General features: G+C 71.7%; 18 protein-coding genes. 5 read left to right on the plus strand and 13 right to left on the minus strand.

The annotated features are described in order from the left end of the window. Positions 1-75: 75 nt before the first annotated feature. Positions 76-2118 carry an O-antigen ligase family protein gene (locus AC3IYJ_RS36575; RefSeq protein WP_489398812.1) on the plus strand — a complete coding sequence of 681 codons (2043 nt, stop codon included), beginning with the start codon at positions 76-78 and terminating at the stop codon, positions 2116-2118. Continuing rightward, positions 2115-3038, plus strand: coding sequence for a glycosyltransferase family 2 protein (locus AC3IYJ_RS36580; RefSeq protein WP_489398813.1), 924 nt, complete (start codon positions 2115-2117; stop codon positions 3036-3038). Before AC3IYJ_RS36575 ends, AC3IYJ_RS36580 begins: the two co-directional genes overlap by 4 nt. A gap of 44 nt (positions 3039-3082) precedes the next feature. Here the strand turns inward: AC3IYJ_RS36580 and AC3IYJ_RS36585 are convergent, their stop codons facing one another. The 11 genes from AC3IYJ_RS36585 to AC3IYJ_RS36635 all read right to left on the minus strand — a co-directional run bounded on the left by AC3IYJ_RS36585 (position 3083) and on the right by AC3IYJ_RS36635 (position 14562). After that, positions 3083-4066 (minus strand): class I SAM-dependent methyltransferase, encoded by a 984-nt coding sequence (locus AC3IYJ_RS36585; protein ID WP_489398814.1) that lies wholly within the window; start codon positions 4064-4066, stop codon positions 3083-3085. Beyond that, entirely contained in the window at positions 4060-4737 is a 678-nt protein-coding gene (locus AC3IYJ_RS36590) for a class I SAM-dependent methyltransferase (protein WP_489398815.1), read from the minus strand. The genes AC3IYJ_RS36585 and AC3IYJ_RS36590 overlap by 7 nt, the downstream gene beginning before the upstream one ends. 48 nt (positions 4738-4785) lie before the next feature. Next, positions 4786-5583 (minus strand): glycosyltransferase family 2 protein, encoded by a 798-nt coding sequence (locus AC3IYJ_RS36595; protein ID WP_489398816.1) that lies wholly within the window; start codon positions 5581-5583, stop codon positions 4786-4788. Positions 5584-5612: 29 nt separating this feature from the next. After that, positions 5613-6728, minus strand: coding sequence for a right-handed parallel beta-helix repeat-containing protein (locus AC3IYJ_RS36600; RefSeq protein ID WP_489398817.1), 1116 nt, complete (start codon positions 6726-6728; stop codon positions 5613-5615). 10 nt (positions 6729-6738) lie between these two features. Next, entirely contained in the window at positions 6739-8271 is a 1533-nt protein-coding gene (locus tag AC3IYJ_RS36605) for an oligosaccharide flippase family protein (protein ID WP_489398818.1), read from the minus strand. After that, positions 8268-9101, minus strand: a complete 834-nt coding sequence (locus tag AC3IYJ_RS36610) for a YveK family protein (RefSeq protein ID WP_489398819.1) — start codon at positions 9099-9101, stop codon at positions 8268-8270. The genes AC3IYJ_RS36605 and AC3IYJ_RS36610 overlap by 4 nt, the downstream gene beginning before the upstream one ends. A 95-nt stretch (positions 9102-9196) precedes the next feature. After that, positions 9197-10327 carry a non-hydrolyzing UDP-N-acetylglucosamine 2-epimerase gene (wecB, locus tag AC3IYJ_RS36615; RefSeq protein ID WP_489398820.1) on the minus strand — a complete coding sequence of 377 codons (1131 nt, stop codon included), beginning with the start codon at positions 10325-10327 and terminating at the stop codon, positions 9197-9199. A 4-nt stretch (positions 10328-10331) separates the two neighbouring features. Continuing rightward, complete coding sequence (locus AC3IYJ_RS36620; protein WP_489398821.1) at positions 10332-11588, minus strand: nucleotide sugar dehydrogenase; 1257 nt, start codon at positions 11586-11588, stop codon at positions 10332-10334. Further along, positions 11588-12358, minus strand: a complete 771-nt coding sequence (locus AC3IYJ_RS36625) for a WecB/TagA/CpsF family glycosyltransferase (protein WP_489398822.1) — start codon at positions 12356-12358, stop codon at positions 11588-11590. The genes AC3IYJ_RS36620 and AC3IYJ_RS36625 overlap by 1 nt, the downstream gene beginning before the upstream one ends. Continuing rightward, positions 12355-13524, minus strand: coding sequence for a hypothetical protein (locus AC3IYJ_RS36630; protein ID WP_489398823.1), 1170 nt, complete (start codon positions 13522-13524; stop codon positions 12355-12357). Before AC3IYJ_RS36630 ends, AC3IYJ_RS36625 begins: the two co-directional genes overlap by 4 nt. Positions 13525-13962: 438 nt before the next feature. Continuing rightward, a complete protein-coding gene (locus AC3IYJ_RS36635; protein ID WP_489398824.1) occupies positions 13963-14562 on the minus strand; it encodes an acyltransferase in 600 nt (199 codons plus the stop codon). A 389-nt stretch (positions 14563-14951) separates the two neighbouring features. On the opposite strand from AC3IYJ_RS36635, the gene AC3IYJ_RS36640 reads away from it, so the two are divergent. The 3 genes from AC3IYJ_RS36640 (at position 14952) to AC3IYJ_RS36650 (ending at position 18341) form a co-directional block, all read left to right on the plus strand. Next, the gene (locus tag AC3IYJ_RS36640; RefSeq protein WP_489398825.1) at positions 14952-16454 is read left to right on the plus strand and encodes a cellulose binding domain-containing protein; all 1503 of its coding nucleotides are present in this window, start codon (positions 14952-14954) and stop codon (positions 16452-16454) included. Between the two features lie 157 nt (positions 16455-16611). Then, a complete protein-coding gene (locus AC3IYJ_RS36645) occupies positions 16612-17655 on the plus strand; it encodes a DJ-1/PfpI family protein (RefSeq protein WP_489398826.1) in 1044 nt (347 codons plus the stop codon). Between the two features lie 200 nt (positions 17656-17855). Then, a complete protein-coding gene (locus AC3IYJ_RS36650) occupies positions 17856-18341 on the plus strand; it encodes a rhodanese-like domain-containing protein (RefSeq protein ID WP_489398827.1) in 486 nt (161 codons plus the stop codon). A 33-nt stretch (positions 18342-18374) separates the two neighbouring features. Here the strand turns inward: AC3IYJ_RS36650 and AC3IYJ_RS36655 are convergent, their stop codons facing one another. After that, positions 18375-18542: an LGFP repeat-containing protein gene (locus tag AC3IYJ_RS36655; protein WP_489403038.1), complete on the minus strand. Its 168-nt coding sequence runs from the start codon at positions 18540-18542 to the stop codon at positions 18375-18377. A 12-nt stretch (positions 18543-18554) separates the two neighbouring features. Then, positions 18555-19220 (minus strand): LGFP repeat-containing protein, encoded by a 666-nt coding sequence (locus AC3IYJ_RS36660; protein WP_489398828.1) that lies wholly within the window; start codon positions 19218-19220, stop codon positions 18555-18557. Positions 19221-19406 lie beyond the last annotated feature (186 nt).

The raw sequence follows: 19406 nt of genomic DNA on the forward strand, positions 1-19406 counted from the left end.
TCCTTCCGTCGTGTTCGATCTTCCCAGGACGCGGGTGGACCCGCCATCGGTTCCGGCAGGCGCGAAGGGGCGTTCGTGAGCATCAGTGAGATATTCGCCGTGCTGCGGCGCCGCTGGTACGTGATGGTGCCCCTGACCCTGCTCGGGCTCCTCGCCGGGCTGAACCTGTACCGGTCGGTGCCCGTGGCGTACCAGTCGCAGAGCTCGGTGGCGCTGCTCGACTCCGCGGCGGTGGCCCAGCTGGCCCCCACCTTCGGCAACCCCATCTCGAACGCGGGCGGTTCGCTGGTCGTGACCGCCGACGTGCTGATCCGCACCCTGTCGGGCGCCGACGCGGCGCGCGACCTGCACGGCCTCGGCGTGGCCGACCCCTACACGGTCGGGTTCGCCGCGAACACCTCGGGTCCGGTCATCACTTTAACCGTCACGGGCATAGACCGTGAGAAGGTGCTCAAGGAGACCACCACGCTCACCAACTTCGCCGGTGAGCAGCTCAACGCACTCCAGGCCGCGGCCAAGGTGCAGCCCGCGTACATGGTGCAGACCGCCCCCGTGGTGCTCCCGCAGACCCCCGTGCCCCAGCTCAAGGCCCGCTACCAGCAGGTGCTGGGCGTCGTCGTCGCGGGCGTCGTCGCCGGCTTCGGGCTCTCCTTCGTGACCGAGACCCTGCTGGTGGTCCGCCGCCGCAGGCGCGAGGCCGCCGCCGCGGCCGGCAGGCCGGCGCCCAGGGGCCGGCTCAGCAGGCGGCTGCGGGGCCGCCAGCCGGACGCCACCGCACTGCTCACCGGCTACCTGGCGCTGGCCTTCTTCATCCCCTCCAACCTGACGCTCCCTGGCATGGGCGGAGTGGGCACCCCGGCCAACGTCTTCGCGCTCCTCGGCCTGATCTGGTACCTGGCCACCTGGCTGACCGGCCGGATCCGGCCCGCCCCGGGCACCCGGCTGACCCGGGTCGTGATGTGGCTGCTGAGCGTCGCCGTCCTGGCCTCCTACCTCGTCAACGCCACCCGGGGCAGCACCCACAAAGAGGTCCTCGCGGCGGACCGCGGCCTGATCGGGCTGCTCGTCTGGGTCTCCATCGTGGTGCTGGTCTCCGCCGGCATCCAGGACCGGAGCCGCCTCGACGTCCTGATGCGACGGGCCGTGGTGATGGGCTCGGTGGTCGCCGCCTTCGGCTACTACGACTTCTTCACCGCGACGAACATCGCCGAGCACATCACCATCCCCGGGCTCCAGTCGAGCTCGGCGCAGATCGTCGCAATGGACCGGGGGGCGTTCACCAGGCCGCGCGCCACCACCGCGCACCCTCTGGAATTCGGTGGGATGCTCGCCATCCTGGTGCCCTTCGCCGTGCACCAGGCCTTCGACCCGGTCCGCAAACACCTGAGCGGCTGGCGCCGCTGGGCGCCGGTGATCCTGATGGGCGGCGCCCTGCCGCTGACCGTCTCGCGGACCTCCATCATCGGGGCGTTCATCGCGGTGCTGGTCCTGGTGCCCCGCTGGAAGCCGCAGCGGCGCTGGGCCGCGATGGCGATCATCCTCGGGTCGGTGGCCGTCTTCAAGGTGATCATTCCCGGGCTGATCGGGACCATCACCAACCTGTTCGCCAGCTTCCTGTCCAACTCCGACAGCAGCACCCAGGCGCGTACCGTCAAGTACAGCGCCATCGTCCCTTATCTGAACGAACACCTCTGGTTCGGGCGCGGGTTCGGGACCTTCATCCCCGAGCTGTACTTCTTCACGGACAACCAGTACATGCTGACCCTGGCCGAGATGGGCGTCCTCGGGCTGGTCGCGCTCATCGCCCTGTTCGTCACCGGGATACACACCGGCGGCGCCGTACGCCGGCTCGCCCGCACCGAATCGGACCGTGAACTCGGGCAGGCGTTCCTGGCCTCGGCCCTGGTCGCCCTGGTCATCAGCGCCACCTTCGACGCGCTCAGCTTCCCCATGTACGCCGGAATCTTCTTCCTCGTCCTCGGCGCGGGCGGCAGCTACCTCGGCTTCGTCCGCCGCGAGGCGGCCGCCGCCACCGCCGAGGAGACCGGCGGGAGCAGGGGGAGCACCGCCCCGGGCGGGGCCGCCGGACCGCCACTTCCCCAACTCGTGGAGTCATGATGTCCCACCAGAGGCCTGTCGCCGTGCTCATCGTCACCTGGAACAGTGCCGCCGTGCTCCCGGGCTTCCTCGCCGCGCTCCCCGAGGGCATGGCGGGGCTCGACTGGAGGCTCGTCGTCGCCGACAACGACTCCGCCGACGACACCGTCCGCGTCCTCGGCGAACTCGTACCCGAGGCCACGGTCGTCCACACCGGCCGCAACGCCGGATACGCGGGCGGCGTCAACGCGGCACTGGGCGCGGCCGCCGGATGGGAGGACGGCTACCGGGCCGTCCTGATCTGCAACCCCGACATCCGCATGCGCCAGGGCTGCGGCAAGCTCCTCGTGGACGCCCTCGACACCCGGACGGGCATCAGCGTCCCCCTCCTGTACGAAGAGGGCCGCGAGGCACCGCTGCCCTCGCTCCGGAGGGAGTCGAGCGTGACCCGCGCCCTGGGCGAGGCCGTCATCGGCAACCGGCGGGCCGGGCGCTTCCCCCGCCTGAGCGAACTGGTCACCGACCCCGCCGCCTACGAGCGGCCCACCTACGCGGACTGGGCGACCGGAGCGCTGATGGCCCTGTCCGCGGACTGCCTGGCGGCCTGCGGACCCTGGGACGAGTCCTTCTTCCTCTACTCGGAGGAGACCGAGTACTGCCTGCGCGCCCGCGATCTGGGATTTCGCACCCGGCTGGAGCCGGCCGCCGAAGCCGTGCACCTCGGCGGAGAGTCCAGGGTCTCGCCCCGGCTGTGGACCCTGCTCACCCTCAACCGGGTCCGCCTCTACCGGCGTCGGCACGGCGCCCTCGCCACGGCCGCGTTCCGCGCCGCCGTCCTGCTCCGGGAGACCTCCCGCGCCGTCCTCGGCCGGCCCGCCAGCCGGGCGGCCGCGGCCGCCCTCGTACGACCGGGCGCCCTGCGGGCCGTTCCGGGGCCCTGAGCGGGAACGTGCGCCGGGCCGCGGCCGCGGCCCGGCGTCTCGGGCTAGCCCGCGCTCCGCGGGCGGCAGACCATGGCGATGAAATCGTGCCCCACGTCCGGCAGCGCCGCGTCCTCGGCGGCGAAGCACCGTTCCAGGAGCTCCAGCGTCTGCGGCTCCTGATCGCGGAAGTTGTGCGCGATCCCGGAGAACGCGATGTGCAGCACCGTACCCCCGTAGGGCCGTTCCTCGACCACCTCGAAATGGCGTCGCAGGCCCGGCAGCAGCGCCGCCGCGTCGACCGCCTCGGAGGGGTCGTCCAGCACCATCGACAGCCTGCTCGGCCGCACGACGCGCCGCTTGATCCGGCCGTCGGCCAGCCGCCGCCGCTCCTCGGGGATCTGCGCCAGCAGCGCGTTCGCGGCGTCCAGTTGGGCGTCGGTCCACTGGAACCGGGTGGGTCCGACGAACTCGTCGATCACGAACATGCCGTCGGGCTCGATGAGTTGCGACAACCGGGGCAGGGTCTCGTCCAGGTCGTCGAAGTGGTGCAGCGACTGCAGGCCCAGCAGCACGTCGAAGCGTTCCCCGTCGCTGGTCATCCGGTTGACGTCGGTGACCCGGAAACGCAGGACGTCGGCCAGACCCTCCTCGGCGGCGGTGCGGGTGGCGAAGTCGATCCGTTGCTGCGCCACGTCCACGCCCTCCAGGAGGCCGAACGCGCCGGTCTTCGCCCAGAGCAGTTCGTTCCCGCCGGTGCCGCACCCCAGCGACAGGCCGCGCAGATCGGTGCGCGGCGCGAAGTGCTCGGCGGCCACGTACCGGGGGAAGGAGGTGTCCGCGTCCCCGGCCATCAGCAGGTTCCACCGCTTGACGACCGCCGGGATCGCCCACCACTCGGTCAGCGACGGGTCGACCTGCGACCAGTGCTCCACCACTCGCGCTCCGCCGCGCACCCGCAGCTTGGCCAGCACCGGGTCGAGCTCCAGGCGCCGCACCTTGCGCAGCAGCCGGTCCGCGTCGTGTCTGTTGATGAGGTTGTTCAGCATGCGGGCTCCGTTCGTACGGCGGTCAGCGACTTCGTCGCACCGAGCACCCGCTCGCTGAGCAGCACCGATCGGGGGAACAGGTAGCGCATCTCGGTGCGGGTGAGCAGCTCGATGTTGATCACGGCGTTCATCGCCGAATCCGGGCTGTCGGGGCGGCTGTGGACGAGCGGCCAGTGCCGTACGAGACGGGCCCTGGCGGCCAGGGGCAGGAACTGGAAGCCGGGGGCCACGAAATGCGGCTCGACCGGGAAGTAGCGGTACGGCGTCTGGATCCAGTGGCGCGGCGCCAGCGACTCGACGGCGGCGACGAACCGCCGGCGCTGGCTGTGGCCGCCCACGTGCTCGATGGTCGAGTTGGAGAACACCAGGTCGTAGCCACCCTGGCCGCTCAGTTCCGCGGCGACATCCGGGTCGGTGACGTCCGCGATCTCGGCGGTGATCCAGTCGGGCAGTTCGGCGGGGTGCTCCTCGAGATTGATCAGGTGCACGTGCTTGGCGCGCACGGGCGCGCGCAGCCACATCTCGGCGGTCCCGCCCAGGTCGACGACGCTCATGCTCTCGATGCCGGGGAAGCAGCGCTGGAACCGTTCCCAGCGGGCGATGCGCAGGCGTTCGCCCAGCGAACCGGGCGCGTCGACGAACTTGTTTCTGAGGGCGCGTGATCGGGGCATGGGATCAACCACCTGTACTCGTAAAAGGATTCGGAACGGAAAACTTCATCAGGCCTGCCGCCACTGGGTGTAGAAGCTGGCCGGGTTCATCAGGTACCGGACCGTGGGGTGCGGCACGTGGAGCACCCGGTGCCTGCGGGCGTAGCGGCGGATCAACTCCCAGTCCTCACGGGGGAGGACCTCCGGTGTCCGCCGCAGCCGGCTGAAGCGGAGGGAGCGATTGCGGCGGGCGACGAAGGCGTTGGTGTCCAGGAAGGCCTCCCGGGCGGCCCTGCGCCGGTCGTAGGGCACCGACAGGACGTCCTGCTCGCTTCCGTCGGGCAGGACGCGGCGCAGTGCCGTGTAGATGCCGTCGGGGCCGCCGGGGGACTCCAGTACCTCCAGGGCGCGGGCGAGATGGTCCGGCTCCCACAGGTTGTCGTCGTCCAGGAAGGCGACGTAGCGGGAGCGCGTCAGCCGGATCCCGACGTTGCGGACCACTCCGGCGGTGCCGGTGTTGGCCGCCAGGGACACGGCGAACAGCCTGGGGTCCTGGGGCAGTTCGGGCAGGCCTGCGCCGTCGTCCACGACGATGACGACCTGGTCGCGCACGCTCTGTGCCAGCGCCGAGCGCACCGCGGCGCGCAGTGCCTCGGGGCGGCGGTGGGTGGCGATCACCGTGGCGACGAGCGCCTCGGCCCCGGACGGGAGAGCGGCGGCGAGCCTTCGGGTCTCGGCGTTCTCGATGCGGCGCAGCGCGATGGCGGACGGGGCCAGGAGGATCTTGTTCCTGGTCTCGAAGAGCACCAGCCAGCCGAACGCGGCCTTGAGCAGCGTCCAGGGGGCCCGCGCGATACGACGCATCATGGTGTTTGCCTCCCGGCAGGTCGCCCCGCTCACGGGGCCGGCTCGGGGAAGACCGGTCGGCCGTCGGACATCCGGTTGCCCCGCCACACGTTTCCGGCGCCGCCCGCGTTCCAGTGGGCGACCACGCCGTAGCCGCCGGAGGCGGGGTGGTACTGCGTCGAGAAGATGTTGTCGGTGATCTTGATCTCGGTGGCGCCCGTGTCACCGCCGTAGAGGGCGTACGCGCCGCCGGCGATCCAGTTGTTGTCCACGGTGACGTTGCGGACCACCCCGGTGTCCGCGAACAGGCCGATGCTCCCCGAGGCCCCTTCCTTGAGGCCGGTCGGGTTCAGCAGGGTGTTGTGGCGGATGATCAGGTGGCCGGTGTTGCCGCCGCCGCTGATGACGGCGTTGGTGTGCTGCCATTCGCCGCCCAGGTTGACGAACGGAACGATGTCGTGCACGTAGTTGTCGTGCAGGTTCCCCTGTCCCATGGACAGGGCGTCGCCGAACACCGAGACGTCGCACCAGCCGACTTCGACGGAGCTGCCGCCCATGTTCGACACCGCGTAGTCCACACCGCCGTTGTCCGGCCCCTTGCCGGGGACGGCGGTGATGGTGGAGTGCAGGACCCGCAGACCGCTGAAGCCGGGGCGCAGGTTGACGCCCCACCAGCTGTCGGAGGTGATCTTGCTGTCGATGACGGTGACGTCGTTCGCGTAGATGTCGAGCGAGCCGGTGATGTCCCAGCCCCGGATGACCATCCCATCGGTACGGACCGCCATGTACCCGGTCTTGTGGGGAGTGAGCGGGATCCGCGGACCGGTCGAACCGGCGTCGGGGAATCCGCAGGCTCCGGGCGAGGTGCAGGAGGCCGGGTCCTTGGGCGAGGCGGAGCCACTGCTCGGGCCGGCCGTCGGAGTGGGCTTCCCTGTCGGGGACGGAGAGCCGGAGGCCGTGGCGGGCGGACCGGTGGTCCCGGCGGACGCGGTCGGCTCACCGGGGCTCGGGGATGCCGGGGACCCGGTCGCGGGGCAGGTCCGCGCCTCGTCCCGGCAGTCCGGTAACTTCGGCCCGTCCGATTTCGTGCAGGCCACGCCCATGACCGCCAGCAGGGCCGCGATCAGCAGACCTGCGAGCAGCCTCGGGCTCAGACGCCGTGACATCCGGCTCACCTCATGTCCTGTCGGGTTGGCCGGACCGGTGCGCGGGACCGGTCCGGCCGTGGCGGGGCCGTCCGGCGCGGGGGACACCGCGCAGGAAGCCGCGGCTGGGCAGTACGCACACCGCGTACGCGGCCAGGGCGATTGTGCCGATGGCGAGGAGGGCGAGCCGGCCGTCGCCCAGCCTGCGCTCCAGCCCGAAGATGATCACGGCCATCACGGCCCCGCCGAGGAAGGGCCAGGCACAGGCCCTGACGATCCGCCCGACGCCGATGCCCCCGCGGCTGAGCGCGAAGAGGAACACCGGCACCACCATGCCGCCGGCGACCAGGACATGGGCCTGGGAGACTCCGACGATGCCGTTCAGGCGGGCCGCGAAGAAGAGGACCGGGATCAGGGCCACCAGCCACAGGCCCTGCACCAGGAACAGGGAGCGCCGCTGCCCGATCGCCACCAGGCAGTCGAAGGCGAGTTCGGAGCCGATGCGGATCAGTCCGAGGGCCATCAGCCAGGGCAGCGCCGCGGCGGCGGGGGCCCACTGGCTGCCGTAGATCAGCTCGATCACGGGCCCGGCGAGGCCCGCCAGGAGCACGCACAGCGGTACCGTGCCGGTCACCACCACGCCCAGGGCGCGGCTGAAGCCCTCGGCGAGGGCCTTCGGGGAGTCGGCCAGGCGGGAGAATCCGGCGAAGGAGACCCGGCGGGCGGCCTCGGAGATGATCCGCACGGGCCAGCCGGAGATGTTGAAGGCGAGCACGTAGAAGCCCAGGGACAGGTTGCCCAGCGTCGCGCCCACCACCATGGTGTCGACGTTGACCACGGCGAGGGCCAGCATGCTCGCACCTGCCAGCGGGAGCCCGAACCCGAGCAGGGCCCGGGCCTGCCCGGAGTCCCAGCCGAACTTCAGGGTGCCCGGCGCCGCCAGTCGGCAGCCGATCAGCGTGACGACGTTGCCCGCCACGGCTCCCCAGGCGAAGCTCATCGCGCCCAGGCCCTCGAAGGCCAGCAGCAGCGTCAGCGCGGTGCTGACCACGAAGTTGAGTCCGTCGATGAGCATCCGCTTGCCCTGGGCGAACTCGCGGGTGAGGAAGCCGCCGGGTACCTGGGCCACCCCGTCGATCACCACGCACAGGCACATCACCCGCAGGATCCCGGAGGCCTCCGGCGAGCCGAGCACCCGGGCCACCGTGGGGGCCGCCGTGAACAGCGCGGCGTAGAGCAGGCAGCTGGTCGCGGTGGACAGGGTGAGCACGGTCGGGGCGAACCGGCGCGGGTCGCCCTCCCAGCGCACGATGGCCAGGGACACGCCGAGCTCGTTCGCGGAGAGCAGGACCAGCAACACCGTCTGGGCGATCCCGTACACGCCCCAGGCCTCGGGCCCGAGGAAGAAGCGGGCCAGGATGATGCCGGTGACGAAGTTGCCCAGGCGCATGACCACGGTGTTGACCAGGCTCCACCGGGCGGCGGAGCCGACCTTGCGCCCCAGCGACGGCGCCGCGGGGGTGGTCTGCTCGTCCGTCGTGCCGTCCGTCGTGGCGCCGCTCACTTCGGCCCGGCCGTGCCGGTGGCCGCCGGACGGTGAACCTTCATCTGCAGGGTCTCCGAGGGGTCGCGGGTGTCCTTGGCGGCCGGCGGGTCCACCCGGCCGGGCCCCTGTCCGGGCCCGTCACCGCTGTCCCCGCCGCCGCTGTCCCCGCCGCCGCCGTCCCCGCCTCCGCCGGGTCCTTCGCCCGTTCCGGAGCCCTCGCCGAGGGCGGGCCGGTGCCGGCCCGGTCCCTTGGGCCGCTTGCGGGCCTCCACGAAGAAGGTGGCCACCAGGCTGAGTACGAAGCCCAGCGCCCCCGCCATCACCAGGTACTGGAGCCGGGTCTTGGTCTGCGCCTCCGGCTCCTGGGGCGGGACGAGCGTCGCCATGCGGATCATGGCCTCCGGAGTCACCGACTGCTGCGCCTGGAACTCCTGCAGCCGCTTCTCGGCGTACGCGGTGAAGAGCTGGTCCGACTTCAGCACGGCGGCCGGATCGGTCCCGGTCACGCTCAGCCACATGAAGGGGCCCAGGGCGTTGTCGGCGATCTTCGCCTCGTACTCCCCGGTGACGCCCTGGGACTTGAGGTCCGCCCGGGAGTCGTCGGAGTTCAGGTTGCGGGCCAGACCGTCGGCCATGCCGGTGAGCGAGGCCTGGGTGCTCAGGAAGGGGTTGCCGTCGAAGGCCACCGTGGCCTTCTTCGAGTTCAGGAGAGTCACCGTGCTCTGGGACCGGTAGTTCACCGGGACCAGCAGGTACACCCCGGCGATCAGCGCGGCCGTGACCAGCAGTCCGGGCAGCAGTACGTACCAGCGCCGTCGCATGACCCGCCAGATCTCCGCGAGATCCATGGTCTGTCCCCCTCGCGGCGGCGTCGTGTCCTGCACGCGCCGCCGCTCTTTCATTTGCGGTGAATACGGTTGTCGCGGTGTTGAGTCGCCGTGCTCTACGGCGTTCCCGGCACCCCGGCCGGGACCAGATCGGTGGGCCGCGGCCGGGTCGACCCGGTCGCTCCGTCCAGCAGCACCGAGGCGATGCGCTCGCTCGCGCGGCCGTCCCAGAGCTCGGGACAGCGCGGGGCGGGCGGATCGTCGAGCACCCGGTGGACCGTGGCCGTGATGCGGGCCGGGTCGGTGCCCGCCAGGACGTTGGTGCCCTCCTCGACCGTGATGGGCCGCTCGGTGTTCTCCCGGAGGGTCACGCAGGGGACGCCCAGCGCGGTGGTCTCCTCCTGGATGCCCCCGGAGTCGGTGAGCACCACGCGGGCGGAGTCCTGCAGCGCGATGAAGTCGAGGTATCCGGCGGCCGGCACCAGCCGGATGCCGTCGGGTACGCCGATCTCGGCCAGCCGCTCGGCGGCCCGCGGGTGCACGGGCAGGAGCAGTGGACAGCGTCCGGCGATCTCGCCCAGGGCCTTCAGGAGGCCGCGCAGGGCGGCGGGATCGTCCACGTTGGCCGGCCGGTGCAGGGTGACCAGGCCGTATCCGCCGCGGGTGAGCCCGTAGCGGTCCAGGACGTCGGAGCGCCTGGCCCGCTCCAGGTTGGCGAGCAGGGTGTCGATCATGACATTGCCGACGACGTGGATCTGGTCCTCCCGGTACCCCTCCGCCCGCAGGTTCGCGGCGGCGTCGGGGGAGGGGGCCAGCAGGTAGTCGCTGACCCGGTCGGTGGCGACCCGGTTGACCTCCTCGGGCATGCTCCAGTCACGGCTGCGCAGGCCGGCCTCCACGTGGGCCAGCAGCGGACCGGCCTTCGCGGTGACCAGGGCGCAGGCGAGCGTGGAGTTGATGTCACCGACCACCACGACGGCGTCCGGGGCCAGCTCCTCGACCAGCGGCTCGAAGGCCGCCATCACCCGGCCGGTCTGCTGGGCGTGGCTGCCCGAGCCGGCCCCCAGGTACCGGTCGGGGGGACGGATGCCGAGGTCGCGGAAGAACACGTCGTTCATGGACTCGTCGTAGTGCTGGCCGGTGTGGACCAGGACGACCTCGGCGCCGCGGCCCTCCAACGCGTCCATCACCGGTTTGATCTTCATGTAGTTGGGCCGGGCGCCGGCCACGCAGATGATCCTCGCCATCGGGTCAGAGCACCTCCACGGTGGGCCCGGACAGCCGGTTGCGGCAGTCGAGGATCAGCGAGGCGTGCTCGGTGATCATCCGGTAGTCGAAGGAGTCGTGGTCCGTCAGCAGGACGACCACGTCGGCGGCGGCCAGCTCCTTGCGGGTCGGCTCCACCCGCGAGAGGCGGGCGTCGACCTTGATGTTCTCCACCACGTGGGGGTCGGCCGCGCGGACCTTGGCACCCATGTCGAGGAGCAGCTGGGAGACCCGTACCGCCGGGGACTCCCGGGCGTCGCCGGTGTTCTTCTTGTACGCCAGTCCCAGGAGCAGGATCCGGGACCCGTTGACCGAACGGCGCTTCGCGTTGAGCGCGTCCATGACGCGGCGGGCGACGTACTCGGGCATGTGGCTGTTGATGTCGTTGGCCAGCTCGACGAAGCGGAAGTTCTGGCCGAGTTCCCGCTGCACCCGCCAGGACAGGTACGAGGGGTCGATCGGCAGGCAGTGGCCGCCGACCCCGGGGCCCGGGGTGAACTTCATGAAGCCGAACGGCTTGCTGGCGGCGGCCTCGATGGTCTGCCACACGTCGATGTCGAGGTGACGGGCGAACATGGCTATCTCGTTGACCAGGGCGATGTTCACGTGCCGGAAGGTGTTCTCCAGCAGCTTCGCCAGCTCCGCCTCCTTGGGCGAGCGCACCGGGACCGTCTTGTCGACGAGACCCGCGTAGAAGCTCTCCACGGCCTTGAGGGAGGCCTCGTCCACACCCGAGACGACCTTGGGCGTCTGCTGGAAGCCCCACACCGCGTTGCCGGGGTCGATGCGCTCGGGACTGTAGCCGAGGTGGAAGTCGACGCCGGCGGTGAGACCGGAGCCGTCCTCCAGGATCGGGCCGAACATCTCCTCGGTGGTGCCCGGATAGGTGGTGGACTCCAGCACGACGGTCGCGCCCGGCCGCAGGAAGCGGGCGAGCGTGTGCGCGGACTCCTCGATGTAGCTGAGGTCGGGGGCGCCGTCCCTCAGCGGGGTCGGCACGGTGACGACCGCCACGTCGAAACCGCCGCAGTCGCGGGCGAGTTCGCTGGCCTGGTAGGTGCCCGCCTCCAGCGCCCGGGCCAGCCGTGCGGAGGAGACGTCCTCCACGTACGACTCGCCGGCGGCGAGGCTCTTGACCCGCCGCGAGTCCACGTCGTACCCGACCACTTGGTGTCCGACCTCGGCGGCCCTGATGGCCAGCGGAAGGCCGACGTATCCCTGTCCCACGACGACTACGCGCATCAGTGACTCCTGTTCGCGGAAGGGGCAGACGGTGTACGGCGGATGAGTTCCCGGACCGTCATGAGGAGGAAGGCGGCATTGGTGGTGAGGTAGCGCTTTCCGAGGCGGCGCGGTTCCTGGAGGGTGCGGTAGAACCATTCGAGCCCCATCCGCTGCCACAGCAGGGGGGCCCGCTTGGTGATGCCGGCGAGGATGTCGAAGGACCCGCCGACCCCGTGCACCACGTCGGCGCCCGTGCGCTTGCCGTAGCCGGCGGTGAAGATCTCCTTCTTGGGCGAGGTCATGCCGAGGAACAGCAGTTTGGCCCCGCTCTGCGCGACGGCATCGGCGATCGCGCCCTGCTCGGAGTCCTCGAAGTAGCCGTTGCGGCTGCCGGCCACGCGCAGCGCCGGGAACCGCTCGGCGATCCGGCCGAGCATCAGGTCGAGCACGTCCTGACGGGCGCCGAGCAGGTATACGGGGACCTCCGCGGTCTCCGCCGCGGCCAGCAGCCGCATGAACAGGTCGATTCCCGCGACCCGTTCGGGCAGCCGGACCCCCAGGACCCGGCCGGCCCACACCACGGCCTGGCCGTCGGCCAGGACGAGGTCGCAGCCGGCCACCGCTGCGGCGAGGCGGGGGTCGCGCCGCATGTTGACCAGCTTGGCGGCGTTGACCATGCCGATCTCTATCTGTTCGCCGCGCCGCGCCGCTTCCAGGCAGCGCTGCACGGTCTCGTCCATGGTCAGGGCGTCGAGAGGGACTCCGAAGAGGGACTGTCTGTGGTTCATCTCCCGAGCCCCCCGAGCCAGGCGTGGAGCAGCCAGCCGAACTCGTAGGGCCTGCACTCGCGGTCCACCGACAGGGGGCGGAAGACCCGGTCGAGCGGGGCGAGCCGGGACTTCGGCAGTACCCGGGTGGTGAGCCCGCGGGCCGCGCGGACGGCCTTGGCGGGGTCGCCGCGGTAGACCTTGCGCCAGGTGACCCCGTACTCCTCGCGGATCATGGGCTCGCGCGGGGTGCCGTCGGGCCCGCTGATCTCGGGTACGTCCGTCATCCAGCGCAGTCCGCGCCGGATCGCGGGACCGAAGTCGGTGCCGCCGGCGTCCGCCAGGTCGAAGAGGGCGGTCGGGGCCATGGCGTGCTGGTGCACGCTGTAGACCGGGTAGCCCTCCACCACGCCGCCCGTGCGGGCGTCGTAGTGCCACCACCACTGGCCGCCGTCCCCCTGGAGGGCGCAGATCCTGGCGGCGCACGCGTCGGCGGCCTCCAGGGCCCGGGCGTCCGAGCCGCTCGCGTGCAGCCGGGCCAGTGCCTGGAGCGGATACGTCTGGTCGGCGAAACAGGCCACGTGGGAGCGGTATCCGGGGACCAGCCCCGGCCCGGTGGCGTGCGGGAACAGCGGAACGTCCCCGACCCGGGCCGCCAGCAGGCGGTCGCGGGCGGCCGCCAGGCGGTCCTCCACGTCCACCGTCCCGCGGGCGGCGGTGAGGGCGGAGAGCACCCAGGCCGCTTCCACGGTGTACTGCGGCCGTCCGGGGAGGTCCAGGGCGGACACCCGCGCGAGGGCGTCCGCCAGCTTGGGGTGCTCGGTCTCGGCGGCGGCCCAGGCGATGAGCGCCGCGTCACCGAGGTTGGTCACCGAGGGCAGCCGCTCCACGAGAAGCCCCGTGAACTCGGCGGCGGTGTGTCCGCCGAACAGCGGACGCTGCCGCTCCTCGGGCAGGTACCGGGCCCCCAGCACGGTGATCGCCGCGTACCGGGTACTGGTCCCCCGGCTTTCCACGTGGCGGGCGCCGCCGGAGGTGGTGGTCCCCACCCGGGTGAACACGAAGGTCTCCGCGCCAGGCAGGTACATGCTGGGCAGCCCCGCCTCCGCCAGCGCGAGCAGCCGCTCGGCGAGCGAGTGCAGCGACGGGTCCTCGTGGGCGAGTGCTGCTAATCGTGCCGTGGTCATCGGGTCCCCACCCCGGCTCCCCGTGTGCCGTGCACACCCCGTATGCCCGAGCCGTACTGCTCCAACACACCTACCCCCTCTGACTTTTCGCTCCTCGGACGGACCTGTTCGGTCGTCGTGCGGCAGAAGGGGATTGCGCAGGACGGCGCACGTGCCGGCGGCGTGGTGATTCCCCCCGATGGCACGAGCCGTCCGGGACCGCCCACTGGATCCCCCCAGCGATGCCCCGGACCGGACACGCGCGGACGGCAGCATCGGACGGACGCGGTTCGCGCGCCTGCCCTCGCTTTGTCCGCGATGTCCGCGTCGTGTACAACCCCCCACTGAACGCGGCCCGTTGCCGGTTCAGATCACGTGTACAGGGACAAGGTATGCCCAAGGATGTTCATTGATTGTGGTTTTGAGGAAATGCCGATGACCCAAATTGCCGACGTTGCGTCAGGTTCGCTCCGTCAGGGTCCCGTTGGCCTCTTCGTGCAGCTCACCGGTCCGCGGGCACTCCCAGACGCCCGGTTCGCCCTCTACCTCCACCAGGCGGACGCCGGCCTTCCCCACCCAGCCGATGCGGCGGGCCGGTACTCCTGCGACCAGTGCGAAATCGGGCACGTCCCGGGACACCACCGCGCCGGCCGCGACCAGGGCCCAGCGCCCCACGCGGACCCCTGCCACGCACACCGAACGGGCCCCGAGCGAGGCGCCTTCGGCCACCACCACCCCGGCGGCCTCCCAGTCGCCGCCGCGCTTCTGGCGGCCGTCGGGGTCGACCGCCCGCGGGTAGAAATCGTTGGTCAGGACGACGGCCGGGCCGATGAACACCCCGTCGCCCAGCTCGGCGGGCTCGTATACGAGCGCGTAGTTCTGCAGCTTCACGTTGTTGCCGATCCGCACGCCGGGTCCGACGTAGGCCCCCCGCCCGACGATGCAGTCGCGGCCCAGCCGCGCGTCCTCCCGGACCTGTGCCAGATCCCAGATCGTGGTCCCGTCCCCGAGTTCGGCCGACTCGTCGACCTGGGAAGAGGGTTGAATGCGGACACTCACGGGGCGGTCCCCTTACGGCTCGCGCGGCGTTCGGACTTGGGGGAGCATATGCGCCTTTGAGTCTGCCCACCCCGAAGATCAACCGACTGTTCACGGAACGGACTTGGCGGGTCCGGCGCTGCGTCCGGCGCTGCGCCCGCTCTTCGTCCACTGTTCGTCCGGCGCTGCGCCCGCTCTTCGTCCGCTGTTCGTCCGGCGCTCCGCTCCGCCCTCCGCTCCGCCTTCCGCCCGGCTTAACGCCCCCCGATCGCTTCCTTAAGCGGAACCTAAGGCTCATGCAGTTCGTCCGTAATCGGGCAAGTGTCCGGTTCGGGGCGGCTAGCGTTCCTCCGTACCCGACCCCCCGGCACCCCCCCCGGGACCCCCGGCACTACAGAGGCAGGCAAGCGATGGGCACCACGACCGGTCACCGGCGCACGGCGAGCAAGAAGGCGAAGGCGGTGGGCGGCATCGCGGTGGCGGTGCTGATCGGTGGCGCCGCCTTCGCGTTCACGGGCACGGCGCAGGCCGCCGCCGTCGGAGCGGTCTACACGAAGTCCAGCTCCTGGAGCGGCGGTTACACCGCCCAGTACGTGATCACCAACGGCAAGGGGCAGGCGCAGCAGGGGTGGACCCTGGAGTTCGACCTGCCCGCGGGGACGAAGATCGACTCTCTGTGGAACGGCACCCACTCGGTCGACGGGCGCCACGTCATCGTGAAGCCGGCCGACTGGAACAGGGAACTGGCACCCGGTGCCTCCGTCACGATCGGCTTCGTGGCCAGTGGGACCGCCACCCCCGGCAATCCCACGGCCTGCCGCATCAACGGGGCGAAGTGCTCGGCCGACCAGGGGACGACGCCCCCGCCGGGAGGCCGCCCCACCGGCACCCCGACGGCCGCCCCGAGCACGGGCGCGAGCCCGAGCGCGCCCGTCTCCGCCGCGCCCTCCGTGCAGCCGACCCGCACCGCGTCGCCCTCCGCGAGCGCCACGCCGCCCCCGACGACCGGAACTCCGGCCGGGGGAGCGCGCTTCGCCCCGTACGTGGACACCTCCCTGTACCCGGCCTACGACCTGGTCGACACCGCGGCGAAGACCGGCGTGAAGGAGTTCCACCTCGCCTTCGTCACCTCCTCCGGCGGCTGCACCCCGCTCTGGGGCGGAGTCACCGACCTCGCGAGCGACAAGGTCGCCGCACAGATCGGCGCCCTGCGGGCCAAGGGCGGCGACGTGCGGGTCTCCTTCGGCGGAGCTGCCGGACGCGAGCTGGCGCTGAACTGCTCGACCCCGGGCGAGCTGGCCGCCGCGTACGGCAAGGTCATCGACCAGTACCGGCTGACCAAGGTCGACTTCGACATCGAGGGCGCGGCCCTGCCCGACACCGCGGCCAACACCCGCCGGGCGCAGGCCGTCGCCCAGCTGCAGAAGTCCCACCCGGGCCTGGACGTGGCCTTCACACTGCCCGTGATGCCGGAAGGCCTCACGCAGCCGGGCGTGGCCTTGTTGGCCGACGCGAAGAAGGCGGGCGTCCGCATCGACGGGGTGAACATCATGGCGATGGACTACGGCCCCGCCTACGGCGGGAACATGGGGCAGTACGCCATCCAGGCCGCGACGGCCACGCAGGCCCAGATCAAGGCGGTACTCGGACTCTCCGACGCGGCCGCCTGGAAGGCGGTGGCCGTCACCCCGATGATCGGTGTCAACGACGTCGCGAGCGAGATCTTCACGGTGTCCGACGCGACCAGGCTGGTCGAATTCGCGAAGGCGAAGGGGATCGGCCGGCTGGCGATGTGGTCCGCGGCCCGTGACAAGCAGTGCCCGGCCGGAGCCGTGAACTACGCGGACCCGACGTGCAGCTCGATCCTCCAGCAGCCGCTGGCCTTCACCAAGGCGTTCGGCGCGCTGGGCTAGGCCGAAGCGGGGCTCCAGGCCGCCGGGGCCGGGGCCGCCGTCCACTGACCGAGGTGGACGGCGACCCCCGGGCCCCGGGCCCCGGCCCCGGGCCCCGGGCCCCGGCCCCGCCGATCGTGCCCCTCTCGCCCCCGTACGGCCTGGCTAAGGTACGGCCATGACTTCCGCCGCCGCCCCGCGCACCTCGACCGCCGTGGACATCGAGATCAAGAAGCCGTCCCCGGCCCACAAGGTGGCGGTCCTCGCCTTCGACGGGATGGCCCCCTTCGAGCTGGCCGTGGTGGTCGAGGTCTTCGGTCTCTCCCGGCCCGAGCTGGGCGACATCCCCTGGTACGAGCTCCAGGTCTGCTCGGCCGAGCCCGGCCGGGACCTCCGCGTGGTCGGCGGGTTCACCCTCCGCGCCGAGCACGGCCTCGACGCCCTCGCGGCCGCCGACACCCTGATCATCCCCGGGGTCTCACAGGCGGGCGGCCCGATAGCCCAGCCGCTGGTCGACGCCCTGCGTGCGGCGCACGCCCGGGGCGCACGCCTGGTCTCGATCTGCTCGGGGGCCTTTGCGCTCGCCGCGACCGGCCTCCTCGACGGCCGCCGCGCCACCACCCACTGGCGCTACGCCCGGACCCTCGCCGAGCGCCATCCCGGGATCGAGGTCGACCCGGACGTCCTCTACGTCGACAACGGGGACGTGCTGACCAGCGCGGGCAGCGCCGCCGGCATCGACCTCTGCCTCTACCTGGTCCGCGCGGACCACGGCGCGTCCGTCGCCAACACGGTGGCCCGCCGCTTCGTCGTCCCGCCCCACCGCGAGGGCGGACAGGCCCAGTTCATCCAGGCGGCGGTCGGCGAGATCGGCCCCGACGCGGCCGACGACGGCATCAGCCAGAGCATGACCTGGGCCCTGCAGCGACTGCACACTCCGCTCTCGGTCTCCACTCTGGCCCGCGAGGCCCGGATGTCGGAGCGGTCCTTCCTGCGCCACTTCACCCGCCGCAACGGCGTGAGCCCGATCCGGTGGGTCATCTCGCAGCGGGTCTCCGCGAGCCTGCCCCTGCTGGAGTCGGGGGAGGGCACGGTCGACGAGGTGGCCGCCGCGGTCGGCTTCGATTCCACGGCGACCTACCGGCACCACTTCACCCGGCAGATGCGGACCACGCCGACGGCCTACCGCAAGGCCTTCGTGAGGGTCGCCGTACGCATGTGACACGCGGGTGACGGGCCCTTTCCGGGGCCTGCCGGGGCCTTCCGGGCCCTGCCGGGAGCTGGCGGGATCTTGACGAACGGAGGCGTTCACGCCACTCGATCGGCGGGCCCGCACGGCAGAGGATTGGGTCATCGCCGCAAGGGAAACCACCCGGACGGCGCCCGATCCCGCCCCGCACAACCCCGCACGAGGAGTTCCAGATGTCCGCCACCCTCACCGCCCAGGTCCCCAGCGCCGTCCTCTCCGTCCCGGCCGCCGACCCGGTCCACGCGGCCGCCCACTACGCCGCCCGGCTCGCCTTCGAGGCCGACGTCTCCGACGTACGGGCCGACCTGCTCGCCGGGGTCTCCGGAGTGGTCGTGGTCGACTCCCGCAGCGACGTGGCCTGGGACCAGGGCCACATCCCCGGCGCCCTGCACATCCCGACGGCGCGGATCGCCGAGCTGGCGCCGACGCTGATCGACCCCGGCGCCACCGTGGTCACCTACTGCTGGGGCCCCGGCTGCAACGGCGCCACCCGCGCGGCCCTCGCCTTCGCCCGCCTCGGCTACCAGGTGAAGGAAATGATCGGCGGCTTCGAGTACTGGGTCCGCGAGGGCTTCGCCTTCGAGACCGCCGAGGGCGTCGACCAGCGCCGCATCGACGACCTGACCGCCCCGCGCTCTGGCATCTCCTGCGCGTGCTGAACGACGCCGGAGCGGCGGGGCGGACGGCCGGGCTCAGTTGGTGGTGATCCAGGTGCCCTTGGACGGGTTCCAGTGGATGGTGGCCTTCTGGAACTGCTGGGCCCTGCCGCTGGGTTCGTCGAATTCGTCGGTGCGGGGGTAGCCGAGGGCGCTCTCGTGTCCGGCCGCGTGGAAGGCGTCGTAGATGGCGCCGTGGACGATGTGGGTGCCGGTCTACGGGGACCAGAGGAACAGGCCGCGTTCGAAGAACTGGTACCGCCCACGGGTTCCGTCGGGGGCCTTGGAGGCGTCGGCCTCGTCCATGGTGGGGAAGCCCCAGCTCCGCTCCGCGTCCGTGGCCCAGAACCTGGTGAGGATGTCCCCGTGGACGGCGTACGCGGCGTCGGGGTGCCAGAGGACGATCCCGCCCTGGAACAGCTGGAACCGGCCGCCCAGCGAGGAGTTCTCCTCGGCGCGGAGCGGCCGGCCGAGTATGCCGCCCTGCCCGCCGAGGGCCTCGTACTTGGCCCCGATCGTGCCGTACGGCCGCATCGCCTCGTCCCGCAGGGTCCGGGCCACGCCCTCCGCCTGGGGGTAGCGCTCCGGATAGCCGGACCGCTGAACGGCCTGGGCCAGCTCGCCGGAGCTCGCGCCCGGCATGCCAGGCTCCATCTGCAGAGCCACCTCGAAGAACTTGCCCGCCGCGTAGTCGACGTCGAGCACCTGCTCGGGTGAGCCCCAGCCCTGCGAGGGCCGCTGCTGGAAGACGCCGAGCGAATCGCGGTCCCCGCAGGCCAGGTTGTTCATGCGGGACTCGACCCAGCCCGTCTCGAACCCGGCGAGCATCACCTTCTCGGACACGTTCATGCGCTGGCCCACCTCGTAGACCTTGCGGGTCACCGCGATGTCCCGGTCCGCGGAGATGTCGCAGTACGCCTCGGCCGAAGCGGGGTACCCAGCGGACCGGGCACGTCCCGCGGGCCCTGTGCCCGCGCCGGACCACCGAGGGTGGTCACGGCCACCGCGGCCAGCAGGATGGCGACGGGTAAGCGTGTCCGTCGCACGGCAAAGCCGTTCATACGTCAT

It is taken from the genome of Streptomyces sp. GL_140 (assembly GCF_057834465.1).